Annotated in this window: 11 protein-coding genes; 7 read left to right on the top strand and 4 right to left on the bottom strand. The window is 59.8% G+C overall.

Going from position 1 to position 14,457, the window contains the following annotated elements; all coding sequences use genetic code 11:
* Positions 1–22 precede the first annotated feature (22 nt).
* On the bottom strand, positions 23–1,258 hold the full coding sequence (locus P0M12_RS08580) for an MFS transporter (protein ID WP_199267504.1): 1,236 nt from the start codon (positions 1,256–1,258) through the stop codon (positions 23–25).
* 69 nt (positions 1,259–1,327) lie between these two features.
* On the opposite strand from P0M12_RS08580, the gene P0M12_RS08575 reads away from it, so the two are divergent.
* Positions 1,328–2,341, top strand: coding sequence for an AraC family transcriptional regulator (locus P0M12_RS08575; protein WP_065351473.1), 1,014 nt, complete (start codon positions 1,328–1,330; stop codon positions 2,339–2,341).
* A 56-nt stretch (positions 2,342–2,397) separates the two neighbouring features.
* On the opposite strand, the gene P0M12_RS08570 is transcribed toward P0M12_RS08575, so the two are convergent.
* Positions 2,398–3,573: a helix-turn-helix domain-containing protein gene (locus P0M12_RS08570; RefSeq protein ID WP_228401380.1), complete on the bottom strand. Its 1,176-nt coding sequence runs from the start codon at positions 3,571–3,573 to the stop codon at positions 2,398–2,400.
* Between the two features lie 150 nt (positions 3,574–3,723).
* Between P0M12_RS08570 and P0M12_RS08565 the strand changes: the two genes are divergently transcribed.
* The 6 genes from P0M12_RS08565 to P0M12_RS08540 all read left to right on the top strand — a co-directional run bounded on the left by P0M12_RS08565 (position 3,724) and on the right by P0M12_RS08540 (position 10,915).
* Positions 3,724–5,052 (top strand): MFS transporter, encoded by a 1,329-nt coding sequence (locus P0M12_RS08565; RefSeq protein ID WP_054827038.1) that lies wholly within the window; start codon positions 3,724–3,726, stop codon positions 5,050–5,052.
* An 88-nt stretch (positions 5,053–5,140) separates the two neighbouring features.
* Positions 5,141–6,790 (top strand): amidohydrolase, encoded by a 1,650-nt coding sequence (locus P0M12_RS08560; protein WP_054827039.1) that lies wholly within the window; start codon positions 5,141–5,143, stop codon positions 6,788–6,790.
* Positions 6,791–6,832: 42 nt separating this feature from the next.
* Positions 6,833–7,594 carry a maleylpyruvate isomerase family mycothiol-dependent enzyme gene (locus P0M12_RS08555; protein ID WP_065352774.1) on the top strand — a complete coding sequence of 254 codons (762 nt, stop codon included), beginning with the start codon at positions 6,833–6,835 and terminating at the stop codon, positions 7,592–7,594.
* Between the two features lie 23 nt (positions 7,595–7,617).
* The gene (gene gabT, locus P0M12_RS08550) at positions 7,618–9,006 is read left to right on the top strand and encodes a 4-aminobutyrate--2-oxoglutarate transaminase (protein WP_277377590.1); all 1,389 of its coding nucleotides are present in this window, start codon (positions 7,618–7,620) and stop codon (positions 9,004–9,006) included.
* Complete coding sequence (locus tag P0M12_RS08545) at positions 9,003–10,469, top strand: NAD-dependent succinate-semialdehyde dehydrogenase (protein WP_054827041.1); 1,467 nt, start codon at positions 9,003–9,005, stop codon at positions 10,467–10,469. The genes gabT and P0M12_RS08545 overlap by 4 nt, the downstream gene beginning before the upstream one ends.
* Before the next feature lie 122 nt (positions 10,470–10,591).
* Positions 10,592–10,915 (top strand): putative quinol monooxygenase, encoded by a 324-nt coding sequence (locus P0M12_RS08540; protein WP_054827042.1) that lies wholly within the window; start codon positions 10,592–10,594, stop codon positions 10,913–10,915.
* 775 nt (positions 10,916–11,690) lie between these two features.
* Here P0M12_RS08540 and P0M12_RS08535 read toward each other — a convergent pair.
* Both P0M12_RS08535 and P0M12_RS08530 read right to left on the bottom strand, forming a co-directional pair.
* Positions 11,691–13,604: an ABC transporter ATP-binding protein gene (locus tag P0M12_RS08535; RefSeq protein ID WP_151098313.1), complete on the bottom strand. Its 1,914-nt coding sequence runs from the start codon at positions 13,602–13,604 to the stop codon at positions 11,691–11,693.
* The gene (locus tag P0M12_RS08530; protein ID WP_047272016.1) at positions 13,605–14,456 is read right to left on the bottom strand and encodes an ABC transporter permease; all 852 of its coding nucleotides are present in this window, start codon (positions 14,454–14,456) and stop codon (positions 13,605–13,607) included. It lies immediately after the preceding gene.
* Position 14,457: the final 1 nt, after the last annotated feature.

The raw sequence follows: 14,457 nt of genomic DNA, 5'->3' as shown, positions 1-14,457 counted from the left end.
CGCCGCATGCAGGTAACCGATGTCACGCAAGGTGATCGGGGTTCTTCACGGACAATGTGATGAACAATGCTGACGCAATCAGCACGACTCCGAAAACCGAAAACACCGCCATGGCACCCCCGGCTCCGAACATCGCACCGCCTGCTGCGGCACCTGCAGCGATTCCGGACTGGACACCGACCACCACGATCCCGCCTGCACTTTCCGCCTTGTCGGGCACGGTCCTGGTCGCCCACGTCGACCACGCCACCGAAACTCCGCCGAATGCCAAGCCCCACAACACCACCAAGGCTGCGCTTACGCTCTGAGTTGCAGGCACCAGTGCCAGACCTAGAGCAGCTATCCCGATCAGTAAGGGCATCAGCGCCAATGTCAGACGCAGGCTGAGTTGGAGGAGCCATCCGGCGACAAGTGTGCCTGCCAAGTTCGCCACTCCGAAGGCAAACAATAGAACAGTCAAGGTGGAGGCGCCGACATCGACCATGGTTTCGAGCGCCGGCCGAATGTAGGTGAACAGTGCATAGTGCCCGATATGGACGAGCAACATGCCGACGATGCCGATCCCGAAGCGTGGATGTACCAACACCGACCACAAAGTTCTCAACCGTGCCTCGTGCCGCGGTGCCATCGGGGGCAACGCGAACAGTTGGAAGGCAAGCGTCACGACCCCGAGGGCTGCGGTGACCCAAAAGGCACTGCGCCAACCGGACAGTTCACCGAGGTAACTACCGAGCGGCACGGCCACGATGGTTGCTACGGCGATACCGCTGAAAATGATTGATACAGCGCGAGGTACCGACGATTCCGGTACCAGACGCATCGCCGTGGCAGCCGCCATGCTCCAGAAACCACCTAACGCAATGCCGAGCAGGATCCGCATCGCCAACAGCACCACCATGTTCGGGGCCAGGGCCACGAGCGAGTTCGACGCGATCATCAGCACAGTGAAGCTGAGCAGAACAATCCGCCGGTCCATCCGTCGTGTCAGGCTTGCCGTCAGTAGTCCAGAGAGGATTGCTGCTCCAGCCGTGACGGTGACTGCTTGGCCCACCAGTGCTTCCGGCACACCCAAATCATCGGCAATCGGAGTCAACAGACTGGCCGGAAGATACTCGGCCGTAAGCAGTCCGAATACGCCCAGAGCCAGTGACATCACCGCCATCCACTTCGGTGTTACCGGCAGCGGTGGCGGGTCGACAACTGCGGCTGCTCGGACGGGTCGGGTATCGGGCGCGGTGCTGCATACATCACTGGACAACGGTTGTACTTCTCCTGGATCGCATGAAAGGCTTTGAGTCAACACTAGATACGACTTTCAGGATGATCTATGACTGAGGATCCGGCCGTTTTGATCAAGAGTCCGGCCGAGTCGGCTGCCGGGACGTTCGCCTCGTCCTCCGACCTCATCAGCGAACTGTTGACGAGTATGCGGTTGCGTGGAGTGCAGTACCGTCGCGTTCATGCCGGTCCGCGATTCGGCATCGGCTTCGATGCGAAACCGGGCCGTGCCTATTTCCACTTTCTCGCAGTCGGTCACGCGTTCCTGCGTGCCGAGAACGGCACCGTCCACGAACTGTCAGCGGGTAACGCTGTGTTCATCCCGCACGGTCGACCCCATCAGTGGCTGTCCGGGCCGGGCGTAGTGGTTCAGGGCATCGACAGCTACGACTCCGAACCCCTCGGTGATGCGGTGGGGGACGTGAATGTCGGCCTCGCCGCCGACCTGTCTCCCAGCGCCGTATTGTTCACCGGTTACATGGAATTCGATCTTGGCGGGATGCAAGGCCTGAGTCGTATCATGCCCGAGATCATGATCGCCGACGCCCAGGGGGAGCGATATCCCGGACTTTTACCGATCCTTGCTGCGATGAGGCGTGAGACCTGTTCGGCGCGTGTCGGTTTTGCTGGTGTTTCAGCGCGTCTCGCTGAAGTCGTGGCTGCGATGATCGTGCGAGGGTGGGTTGAATGTGGCTGCGACAATGCCTCTGGACTGGTGGCTGCGCTGCGCGATCCGCGACTGGCGGGAGCCATCTTGGCTGTCCACCGGGATCCCGGACATCATTGGACGGTAGCGGAGTTGGCATCGCAGTGCCATGTGTCCCGATCGGTGTTCGCGGAGCGCTTCCATGCGATGATCGGCGTACCGCCTCTGCGGTACGCGACGGAACTGAGAATGCTTCTTGCCAGCCAGTGGCTGGCCCAGGACACGATGTCGGTGGAAGCCATGGCTCGAAGTCTTGGTTACACCTCTCAAGCTGCGTTCAGCCGCGCTTTCAAACGCGTTACCGGGCAGCCTCCCAGCGCACGCAGAGCTACCTCGCCCATACAGTTCGTTGCGTGATGCCTCCGACAGCGATCGCCCCGAGAAGGTAAAAGGGGAAGGGGTTTCGAGTGCTTCTATGCCCAACCCACTACGAGTCTCGCGGATTGTTCAGGAATCGTGGGGTCCAAACCGGTGAGTTTTGCAAATCGATGAAGGCGATTGGACACGGTGTTGCGGTGACAGAACAGCTCGTTTGCCGATTCCCCGATACTGCCTGTTTTCATATAGCTGCGCACGCATTCTTCGAGACGGGCCCGCTCCGCGTCTCCGCAGGTCACCAAGGCGTCATCTACGTCGGTGAGTAGCCCGTTTCCTGATTCTTGTAGGCCTAGTTTGGCCAGTCTCGCCCACCCTCGGTCCCAGGTGAGAGCCGCGTGGTCTTCGCTGGTGATTGTTCGTGTGAGAGCTCGTGCGGTATTGGCCGCCGCGCGAAGGGCTGACAGACCGGTGTCGGCGTTGACAATTCCGACTCGAAGCTTGAGGAGGTTCCGGCCGACATCGGTGACTTGCGGTCCGTCGAGGTCGAATCTGCGTGTGAAGGCAATCAGGACGTCGCCGAGGTAGTGGGTGTACACCGTTCGTCCGGAGCGCTCGGTTTCGGAGATGAACACTCGTAGCGCCGGGATGTCGTCACCGGCAGCTCCGATGACCAGAAGGGGGGCGCGTTGTGGGATTCGGAGTTCGGCTGCAATGGCATCCAGTTGATCTGTGTCTGTGGATCGGGGATCTTGGAACAGGTTTGCGATGCGTCCTTGCAGCGCAGACGATTCCTCTCTCAGCATGCGTTCTCGTTCGGCCATGTAGGCCCCTTGTGTCTGTGCGGCGTACTCGTCGACGGTGCGGAGCACGATCCACGTGTGTCGGACCAACAGTTCGGCATCCGTCGCTGACGACGCGGAGGTGAGGGCCTCCCACAGCACGTTGTAGTCCAATCGGATCGCGGTCATCAATGAGGTGATGGGGATCCCTGCCCGTGCACGCGAGATGCCGACATCGTTCGCGACGGGGACGAAATCGGGCAGACCTCCCGCGCGCAGACCTTGGAGCATGGCGGAGAAGGCCATCCGGCCTGTGCGTTCGATCTCGGACGTCGGTAGCGGCGACGAGTCGTAGCCGGCGATCGAGGCGACACGTTTGACGAAGGTGTCGGTCAGTTCGGCGACGTCGAGGCTGTCGAGCAGCTCTTGCCATCTTCCTGAGTCGCGGGCGTCCGGCTCGTTGCCCGGTCGTGAGGGGGCGAAGTGGTTCACCAAGTCAGAATAGGGCATATGCACAAATTCGTGGCCGTAATCGGCGGGGAATGCCTAGGGACAGTGAGCGAATAACCTGAAATGCTTGCAACAGGCCGAAATCCCCTGGGGACAGAAGCAGACCGAATCCCTCATCCCTGATGGAGAGTTATGACGTACACACAATCGACGTCGATCGAATTCGGAGCCGTTCATGAGCTCGACAAGAAGAGCGCAAACAAGGTCGCACTCGGCGCTCTGGTCGGTTCCGTGCTCGAGTACTACGACTTCTTCCTGTTCAGTGCCGCGGCCGCTCTCGTGTTCAATGTTCAGTACTTCACCAGCGGCAACGCAACCTTGGCCGCACTTGCCTCGTTCGCCACTTTCGGAGTAGGGGTGGCGGCCCGACCGATCGGTGGCATTGTCTTCGGTGCAATGGGCGATCGGATCGGCCGCCGAAAGACGCTGATGATCACCATCGTCGGTATCGGCATCATTACCGCGTTGATCGGCATACTGCCCACCTACGCAGCGATCGGCATCGCGGCGCCGGTGCTGCTCGTGCTGCTGAGAATCGTGCAGGGCCTTTTCGTAGGAGGGGAATGGTCAGGTGCCTTGACCCTGGTGGTGGAGAACGCGCCACTGCATATGCGGGCGCGATACGCAGTGATTCCCCTCATCGGATCTCCGATCGGAACAATTCTGTCGTCTGGTGGGTTTTTTCTGGTCACCATTGCAATTTCGCAGCAGAACTTCGAATCCTGGGGTTGGCGCATTCCCTTCCTCCTCTCGTTACCGTTACTTCTTGTCGCGGTTTATATTCGGCGCAAACTCGAAGAATCCCCTGTCTTCCGTCAGCTCGAGGAAGCTGGGGAGTTGGCGACCAATCCCGTGAGCACAGCCTTCAAACACAGCTGGCGTCAGATTTTGATCGGAATGGCGGCTTCACTTCTCGGAATGGGCGGGTTCTACCTCGTCACGACATTCTGTGTGTGGTACGGAGTGAACGTACTCGGATACAGCCGATCGTTGATGCTGCTCGGAACTATCGTCGCGGCCGTAGTCGAGATCTTCGTGATCTTGTTGAGCGGGCGGTTGGGCGCGCGGTTCGGTTCGAGTCGGGTGATCTTGTGGGGCGGGATCGCCTCTGCCGTAGTCGCTTTGCCGGCCTTTCTGCTACTGACTTCGGGCGTTCCCGTGCTCATCGTTCTGTCGATGACGTTGGCAGTGGCGACGTTGTCGTTTCCCTACGCAGGTACAGGAGCTGTTCTGACCGGACTCTTTCCGGCGCGAACCCGATTCACAGGTGTTGCCGTCGCGAACAACACCGCCGCGATGATTGCGGGATTCGTTCCACTTCTGGTTACCAGCCTCGTAGCTGCAGCTCATGATCACTGGTGGCCAGCTGCGTTGGTTCTCGCGCTGATCTCGTTGATCACCGCATCGGCAGGAGCGATCGCGCCGAAATTCAGCGTGGACCTCCCCGGCTTCAAGCACTGAGAAACGTAGCGCGGCTGGTGTTCGAAACATCGCACTTCGTACCGCTGGATCAGACGCGGCTCGATTACTGGACAAGGACATTTCTCTTATGCAACTCGATCTCATTGTGCGGGCGCGCGAAATCATCACTATGGATCCTGATCGGCCGATCGCTTCGGTTGTCGGGGTAATCGGTGACCGTATTGTCGGGTTCGACGACGAGGTCGCCGGTATCGAGGCGATACGAACCCTGGACTTCGCAGACGCCTGTGTGACGCCCGGTCTGATCGACGCTCATTGTCACACCGTCTGGTGGGGACTTGGATTGGCGTCGATAGACCTCAGCCGCGCCGCCAGTCTCGAGGATCTCTACAGGCTGATCGAGGCCGAAGTAGAGCGTATCGGTGATGACGCCGATGCCTGGGTCCACGGCACAGGTTTCAACCAGGGGCACTATGGCGGCGAATTCCCTGCTATCGATCGGCTCGACGCCGTGACGGGAGACCGGCCACTGTACTTACGGCACACCTCTGGTCACGCTGCGATTGCGAACACCGCTACGTTGCGTCTCATCGGTGCGCTTGACGACGGGTTCGAAGTTCCCGTCGGAGGTGTCGTCGTGCGGGATGACGAGGGCCGCCCTACCGGTGTAGTCGAAGAGTCGGCGCAAGGGTTGGTGCAGGCGTTGCTCTTGCCCTACTCCACCGAGCGGCTCGCCGAGGCAATCGACGAGGCAACCAAACGCTTTGCTGCACAGGGGATAACAAGCTTCACAGAAGCTGGTGTCGGTGGCGGTTGGATCGGCCACAGCTCCATCGAAATCGCGGCCTATCAATTGGCCGCAGATCGCGATCATCTGCACGCTCGTGCACAGTTGATGCCGGCAATCGACGCTCTTCATCCCCTTGCTGCGAACGCTTCGGACTTCTGCGGCGAGGGGACAGGAGTGGGCTTGGACCTCGGGATTCGTTACGGCTTCGGCGATTCCCACGTTCAGTTGGGGCACGTCAAGGTCTTTCTCGACGGTTCTTTGCTCGGGGCGACCGCCGCTGTGACAGAGGACTTCTGTGGCCATGAACATAATCGGGGATACCTCCTCGACACGCCGGAACTGTATCGAGAGCGTGCACTCGCGGCATATCGATCGGGGTGGCCGCTTGCGCTGCATGCGATTGGAGACGCAGCAATAGACCTGGCCCTGGATCTGATCGAGGAGGCGCAGAAGAGTTACGGCCGCCACACAGCTCCGTGCCGTATCGAACATTTCGGCATCGCTCGACCGGATCAAGTGCGGCGTGCCGGCGATCTTGCCATTGCTGTGACCCCCCAGGCAGGTTTCATAGGGCCGCTCGGCGATCAGATTGTCGATCTTGTCGGGACCGACCGTGAACCGTGGCTTTACCGTGGGCGATCGGTCATCGATGCGGGAGCAATACTCGCAGGCTCATCAGACCTTCCTGTCGCCGACAACAATCTTCGTAGAGGTATGCAGTCGGCCGTCGATCGTCGTACCGACACCGGATTCGTCCTGGGCTCGAACGAGGCGATCACACCGGAGGAAGCCCTTCGAACGCACACGGAATGGGCTGCGCGCGCGACCGGTCAGATCGACGACAAAGGCACCCTCGAACGGGGAAAACTTGCGGACTTTGCCGTGTTCTCGTCGTCGCCGCTCACGGCGCCGAACATATCGGAGATCGACGTCGTCGCAACAATACTCGGAGGAAACCTCACCCATGATGCCCGACCGACTCGCTGAAGAATTACTCGTAATCTTGTGAAGGAGAATGCCGTGAACGTGATGCGAGAGCCGGCTGACGAACTCGCCGTCGATCTCGGCTACGTGAAAGCCGGACAAATGCACTTCGACCGGACGTTGCGCGAACTCGGTGACGACGAACTGCGTGGACCCTCGTTGCTTCCAGGATGGACTCGCGCGCACGTGGTCGCGCACGTCGGTTTCAACGCCCGCGCCCTCGGCCGCCTGGTGGATTGGGCGACGACAGGCATCGAGAAACCGATGTACGAGTCTGCCCATGCGCGGAGCCGGGAAATCGACAGTGCAGCACCACTGTCGAAAGTCGAACTCCGTGAACTCGGCGACAGGGAGGCGAGAGCGCTCGAAATCGCCTGGAGCGCAGTCCCCGACAATCGTTGGTCTACCGAGGTAAACAACGCTCAAGGTGTGCGGATACCGGTCGTCGATACAGTGTGGATGCGATCTCGCGAATTGTGGTTACACGCAATCGATCTCAACTATTCGGCGAGTGCAGCGGACATACCGCCGGCGGTGCAGCGACGAATAATTCACAATGTCCTGGATACATGGGCCACCCGAGACGACTATCGCGTGCACATGACAGTTGCGGACACCGGTGAAGAGTTCGAACCGGCTTCGAGTCACATCACCACCGCCGATTCGACCACGGCACGCACGGCTGTGTCCGGGTCGCTTCCGAATCTGCTGATGTGGGTGACCGGCCGCAGAAACATCGCAGTGTCCGCGGTCGACACGTCGGGCCGCGAGATCGGCACAGCCCCGACAGCTCCGCGCTGGCTCTGACGCTCACTATCGACAACACGAAAATGAGGAACGAATTGTCAGTCTCGTCAGTAACAGGCGGCCCACTGGTGTCGCAACACAGAGAACTCGTAACCGCAATTCCAGGACCGCAATCGCAGGTGCTCATGCGTCGAAAAGAGGCGGCCGTTGCGGCCGGTGTAGGGCACGTTGTACCCATATCGATCGTCGCAGCCGGAGGCGGCATCTTGATCGATGCCGACGGCAATTCTCTGATCGATCTCGGTTCGGGCATCGCCGTCACCGGCGTCGGCAATTCAGCTCCAGCCGTTGTCGAAGCCATAACTCGCCAAGCGAAACTGTTCACTCACACCTGCTTCACCGTCACCCCATACGACGGCTACGTCGCGGTCGCTGAGAAACTCAACTCGATCACCCCCGGTGACCACGAGAAGCGCACAGCACTGTTCAACACCGGTTCCGAAGCCGTCGAGAACGCGATCAAGATCGCACGCTCCTTCACCAACAAACATGCGGTTGTGGTCTTCGATCACGCGTTCCACGGCAGAACCAACCTCACCTTGGGCATGACTGCGAAGAACACCCCTTACAAAAACGGCTTCGGTCCGTTCACACCCGAGATCTACCGTGTTCCAACCTCGTACCCATATCGCGATGGGCTGAGCGGAGTGGAGGCGGCAGAAATTGCGCTCCTGCAGATCGAAAGACAGGTCGGCGCTTCCAATCTCGCAGCAATCGTCATCGAGCCCATCCAGGGCGAGGGTGGATTCATCGAACCCGCGACCGGTTTTCTGCCTGCTCTATCCGAATGGGCAACTGCCAACGGCGTCGTATTCATCCTCGACGAAGTCCAAACCGGGTTCGCCCGTACCGGTGATCTCTTCGCTGCGAACCACGAGCGAGTCGTACCTGATCTCATCGCAACAGGAAAAGCTATCGCGGGTGGATTGCCACTGGCCGCGGTCACTGGCCGCGCAGAGATCATGGATTCACCACAATTCGGCGCTCTCGGGGGCACCTACGCCGGAAACCCGATTTCCTGCGCCGCGGCGCTCGCCACAATCGAAACGTACGAAAAGAACAACCTGGTTGTTCGTGCACGTGAAATCGCGGCGATCATCGATGAGGTCTTCACCGAACTGGGCGCCTCGGACGACCGTATTGGTGACATCCGTGGCCGCGGCGCGATGAAGGCCATCGAAGTAGTACACCCCGACAGCACAGATCCGAACCCGGCTCTGACCGCTTCCGTCGCAAAATTCGCCGCGGATCATGGCGTAGTGGTTCTTACTTGCGGCACCTACGGAAACGTCATCCGAGTTCTCCCTCCGCTCGCAATTTCGGACGAACTGCTGCGCGAAGGTCTACGCGTCGTGGTCGACGGATTCCGTGCGCACGCCCCGGTCTCAGCCACAAAGGAAAGCCAGTCATGACATTGAAGCCACATGAACAGGACCTACTCAACCGTGTCGAAACCGGTATCGGCGTCGGCGGAACATGGGCGCCATCGAGTTCGGGCGCGACCTTCGCCGTCGAAGACCCTGCAACCGGGCATGTGATCAAGACGATTGCCGACGCAACGGTCGACGACGCCATTCGCGCCCTCGATTCAGCCGTTGCAGCACAACAAGAGTGGGCCGAAACACCTAGCCGCCTACGTTCGGACATCCTCCGCAGAGCATTCGACTTGCTGATGGATCGCAAAGAAGAGTTTGCTCTGCTCATCGCCCTGGAAATGGGGAAGCCGATCGCCGAAGCGCGCGGTGAGGTCGTTTACGGTGGAGAGTTCCTTCGGTGGTACTCCGAGGAAGCCGTACGCGTCAGCGGAGACTATCGCCGAAACCCCGAAGGGTCAGGCAACATCACAGTGTCGCACCTCCCTGTGGGGCCCTGCTACTTCATCACACCATGGAACTTCCCACTCGCGATGGCAACCCGCAAGATTGCTCCGGCACTCGCCGCCGGTTGCACCACCATCATCAAGCCGGCGGAACTCACTCCGCTGACCACGATCTACCTGGTGCAGCTGCTGGAAGAGGCAGGACTTCCGCCGGGTGTGGTGAACGTAGTGCCCACGTCGAATCCCAGCGCTCAGTCCAGTGCCCTGCTATCGGATCCACGCCTTCGCAAGCTGAGCTTCACAGGCTCGACGGCGGTTGGCGTCAAACTGCTCGAAGCTGCTGCGCAGAACGTATTGCGTACTTCGATGGAGCTCGGCGGCAACGCACCCTTCGTGGTTTTCGAGGACGCAGATATCGACCGAGCGGTCGACGGCGTGATGCTCGCGAAATTCCGCAACATCGGTCAGGCATGTACCGCCGCAAACCGCATATTGGTACACGATTCCGTGGCCGACGAATTCGTTCGTCGAGTAAGTGAAAGGGTTGCTGCGTTGAAAATTGGTCGTGGGGCCGACGAAGGTTACGACATCGGTGCACTGGTCGACAAGAAAGCCATCGCGAAGACAGAAGGTCTCGTCGCTGACGCGGTGGACACCGGCGCGGAGATTGTCACCGGCGGTCAGGCCGTCGTCGGCCCGGGCAACTTCTTTCAACCGACCGTGATCGACAAGATCGGGCCTGAAGCTCGGATGGTGAACGAGGAGATATTCGGACCAGTGCTGGCAATAACTCGCTTTTCGTCCGAGGACGAGGCCGTGCACATTGCCAACAGCACCGAGTACGGCTTGGTCAGCTATGTCTACACAGAGAACGTCGGCCGAAGCCAGCGAATGATAGAAAAACTTCAAACCGGGATGATGGGCCTCAACACCGGTCTCGTCTCGAATGCAGCAGCGCCTTTTGGCGGCATCAAGCATTCGGGGATCGGAAGAGAAGGCGGCTTCGAAGGAATTCGCGAGTTTTTGTCCACGAAGTACACATTGACACCCCGATGACACTTGAATCGACCGCGCGAAAAGCGTCAGTAGGCGTCAGGACTCGTACCGCACGTGGTCGTCGTTGAGTTGCAGTCAGGCACTGTCTTTTGCTCGTAATCTACTACTAGAGAGTAATTTTCGTGACTGAGAACGCACGGCCCGCTACGTCGAACTTTCGGGTAATCGCCGAATACCGGCTGGACGAGGAAACCGCGAACGAGGTGCTCGGCCATCTGGCCCAACTCGCTGAGGCAAGCCGGAACGAGCCCGCCAATCTCGGCTACGAGTACTTCCGCAACGTCGAGAATCCGCTACACGTAACCATCCTCGAGATGTACATCGACGAAGCCGGCTTCGAAGCGCACCGAACTTCGCCGCACTTTGCATCTATCGGCACGGACAAGATCCTTCCACTTCTCACCGATCGCATTGTGCGCACGTACTCAGACGAGAGTGGTCGCTGATGGCCTAAGGCCACCGAGCCGCGTCCCAGCATTCTTAGAGTGATCGGCCTGGCTGGTGGCATGATGGAGGACCGAATTTTCTCGCCAAGAGATCCCGACGAGTAGACGTGTCCTCCGACGACGCTCACGCGATGTTCGGCAAGAGCATTGCTGCAGCCGACTGGCACTCGAACCGGCGGAAGGCGTCGGGTTCAACGGAGCCGAAATCAGACGAGTCACGTACGTTCCGAACGAAAAGTTCGCCGCTGGCGCAAGCTTCGTCGGCAGTTTGCCGACACGCGTTCCACCACCAACCAGATGCAGGGTGGCCTCCGATACGGTTCGACGGCAATGCTTCTCAGGTTCGCTGCCGTGCCCGTGGTGTTCGGAACCGGCAGCCTGTTTGCAGGATCGCCCAGGATCGTCACTGGGTGTAGATGACGGGCGCTGGGTACAACGCGCAACAGTGCTCGCCCGCCACGTGGGACGGACCTACGGGCTCGCCGAGATGGCCGATGACGGTGGGTGGTCCTCTTTCGTCGGACGCGGTGACTATCCGATCTCAAGCTGGATATCGTCTGCAGCCTTGCAAGGCCTTGGCGATGCTGTACGTCGATGTCTTTCGGCGTCACGGCTTCGGGTTCACGAAGTGGTGTTTTCTGTGGCAGTCCGTGCATCCGTGTCGGTCCGTCGGGAGGTGCAGGATCGGCGGATGTTCCATGCAAATCCGAGGTCGGCATTCGTGTTGCGTGCCGGCAGTTCAAGAGTGGGTGCCCGGTCGCCGTATCCAGCAGTGCTACCTCGGGATTGCATTTGAACTACGTTGCACAACTGCTGAAATGGAGGATGGAACCGATGCGAGCAGTCGTTGTGTGTATTGGTGATTTGGTGCGTCGAGCACGGCCTCTGTCTCGCCGGCTTCTACGATTTCACCCCGGTAGAGAACCACTGTTCGATCGGTCATCTGCCTCACGACTGCTAAGTCGTGAGTGATGAAGAGCATGCTCATCCCGTTTTCCGCTCTGATAGAGCGAAGCAGCTCGAGAATTTGGGCCTGCACGGACACGTCCAGGGCGGCAACAGGTTCGTCGCAGATGAGCAGCCTGGGTCGAACGGCAATTGCCCGGGCAATCACGGCGCGCTGACGTTCGCCACCCGAGAGCGCAGCCGGACGGAGAGCGGCGTAGCTGCCTGGTAGTCCCACCTTGCCGAGTAACTCCGAGACTTCCGAGGCTACGGAATCGCTATCGCGTTTGTCCGCTCCGGTTCGTACGGCTATAGCTTCTCGCAAGGCTGCACCGATGGTTCGGGATGGATTGAGCGCTGCGTACGGATCCTGAAACACTACTTGGATCTCCCGGGCCAACTCGACTCTGGTTTTTCGCGCAGTGGATCCAGTGGGCGCGAGCTCTCTGCCGAATGCCGATATCCGGCCGGAGGTGACGTGCTCCAGACCTAGGAGAGCACGAGCGATAGTTGTCTTCCCTGAGCCGGATTCACCTACCAGTCCCACTGATTCGCCGGCGCGGATCGAGAAAGTCACGCCGCGGAGGGCGTGCGAGTCCTTGGGCATGCCGAACATCGCTTTGGCGCGATATACCTTGTGTACGTTCGCAACCTCGACTATCGGTGGGCCGATGGTGTCGAAAGATCGTGACTCGGATTGTTGAGGTAGAGGTGGTTCGAACTCGGAACCGCGGGGAAACTCGTCGTGAATCCGATCGATCCGGATGCAAGCCGAAGCGTGTTCGATCGTGATGGGAGTAAGAGCTGGTCGGGCTGAAAAGCATTCGCCGACAGACCATTCGCATCGGTCAGCGAATGCGCAGATCGCCTCGACGGCTGCGGCTCTGGGCACACTGCCGGGAATCGACGTCAACCGTTCGACTCGACGATCGACAGGGGGACTGGCCGACATCAGCCCACGTGTGTAGGGATGCGTCGGGGTGCGGGCAAGATCGGCGACCGTAGCCTCCTCCACCACGCGTCCGGCGTACATGACCTGGATCCGATCGCAGACGTCCATCGCCACGTGCAGATCATGAGTGATCAAGATGAGCGCCATGTTTCGTGACTTCTGTAGACCGGCGAGAAGTCGGAGGACTTCGTCCTGGGTGGTCACGTCCAGTGCAGTTGTCGGTTCGTCGGCGATCAGCAACTCCGGATCGCCGGCAAGCGCGGCCGCCATGGCAACTCGTTGCCGCATCCCCCCGGAGAGCTGAAAGGGGTACTTTTGTGCGACGGCGGGATCCAAGCCAACCTCCGCGAGACGCGCAGCAACTTCGGCCCGAACTTGTTGGCGTCCGCCTTTTCTGACATTTGGCGGGAGTGTCTCCCGCACGTGCTCGCCTACCGTGTGGATGGGGTTGAGCATGCTGAACGGGTCCTGCATCAAAAGACTGATTCGGGAGCCCCGTAACGATCGCAGTTCACGTTCGCGTGTGCCGATCAACGGGATTCCGTCGAAATCTGCTGCTCCTTGTGCATAGATTCCCGGCGGTAGCAAACCGACAAGCGAACGAACTGCCATCGATTTTCCACTGCCAGACTCGCCGACTATCCCGAGAGTCTCGCCTCGGGGGACCGTGATGTTGACATCGCTGACGAGCACCTGCGACCTGTTCGCGTACACCGATAGCCCGGAAACTTTCAGGAGGGGGCCATTCGCATCGGCCGTTTCCGATTGTACTGTCACATCTTCCACAGTCATCTACTTCCGTTCTCCTGAGTCTGACAGCCGTTTGAAGAACCAGTCGCCGAAGATAGTTGCGGCGCTGCCGGTCAGGATGAGACAGGCTGCGGGGGCGACTGCGACCCAGGGGTTCTCGGAGATCATCGATTGCCCCTGGGAGAGCATCGATCCCCAATCTGCAGCCCCGGGGGCGATACCGATACCGAGAAATGACAACGACGAGAAGGCGACCAACGCTCCGACGAAATCCAGCAGGAAGACGGCGAGCACGGTGGGCGCGATGTTGGGCAGCACATGGCGGATCATGATCCGTGAGTCGGTCAATCCGAGGGTCTTCGCAGAGTCGATGTACGGCAGACGAACCTGGACGCGCGTCACACTGCCGACTATTCTGATGGCGCTCGGTACTGACAGGAAAACCAGAATCGCCACAGTCAGCCAGTAGCTCCCGCCGAGAATCCCCAGGAGCACGATGGCGACGAGGAGCGCGGGCAGGGCATACACGAGGTCTGCGAATCGGTTGAGGACGTTGTCGAGTGCACCGCCGTTATATCCGGCGACCAGCCCCGCGGATGCGCCGGCTATCACTGTTCCCATCGCTACGCACAGCGGTCCGAGCACGGAGCGGCCGGTACCGTCGATCAAACGGGAGAGGACATCGCGTCCCATATCGTCGGTGCCCAACCAGTGTGTGCGATCGGAACCGGTCACACCGCGGAGAAGATCCTGAGTGTAAGGGTCGTAAGGGCTTATGAGCCGACCGGCGACAGCCGCGAATACCATCACACCGAGGATCACCAGTGCAATCACAACGGTGATGGGAATTCGCGATCCCTGCCTGCTCTTTTCGCGATCGGTGAGTGCAGTCATG

The organism is Rhodococcus sp. RCBS9, from assembly GCF_029457415.1.
Lineage (GTDB): Bacteria > Actinomycetota > Actinomycetes > Mycobacteriales > Mycobacteriaceae > Rhodococcus_F > Rhodococcus_F qingshengii.
The sequence above is the reverse complement of the archived record's forward strand: the minus strand, read 5'-3'. Positions and strand labels throughout refer to the sequence as shown.

Excerpts from the sequence above, each read along its gene's own strand:
- P0M12_RS08575 (WP_065351473.1), top strand. The coding sequence starts at position 1,328 with ATGACTGAGGATCCGGCCGTTTTGATCAAGAGTCCGGCCGAGTCGGCT.
- P0M12_RS08565 (WP_054827038.1), top strand. The coding sequence starts at position 3,724 with ATGACGTACACACAATCGACGTCGATCGAATTCGGAGCCGTTCATGAG.
- P0M12_RS08560 (WP_054827039.1), top strand. The coding sequence starts at position 5,141 with ATGCAACTCGATCTCATTGTGCGGGCGCGCGAAATCATCACTATGGAT.
- P0M12_RS08555 (WP_065352774.1), top strand. The coding sequence starts at position 6,833 with ATGCGAGAGCCGGCTGACGAACTCGCCGTCGATCTCGGCTACGTGAAA.
- gabT (WP_277377590.1), top strand. The coding sequence starts at position 7,618 with ATGAGGAACGAATTGTCAGTCTCGTCAGTAACAGGCGGCCCACTGGTG.
- P0M12_RS08545 (WP_054827041.1), top strand. The coding sequence starts at position 9,003 with ATGACATTGAAGCCACATGAACAGGACCTACTCAACCGTGTCGAAACC.
- P0M12_RS08535 (WP_151098313.1), bottom strand. The coding sequence starts at position 13,604 with ATGACTGTGGAAGATGTGACAGTACAATCGGAAACGGCCGATGCGAAT.
- P0M12_RS08530 (WP_047272016.1), bottom strand. The coding sequence starts at position 14,456 with ATGACTGCACTCACCGATCGCGAAAAGAGCAGGCAGGGATCGCGAATT.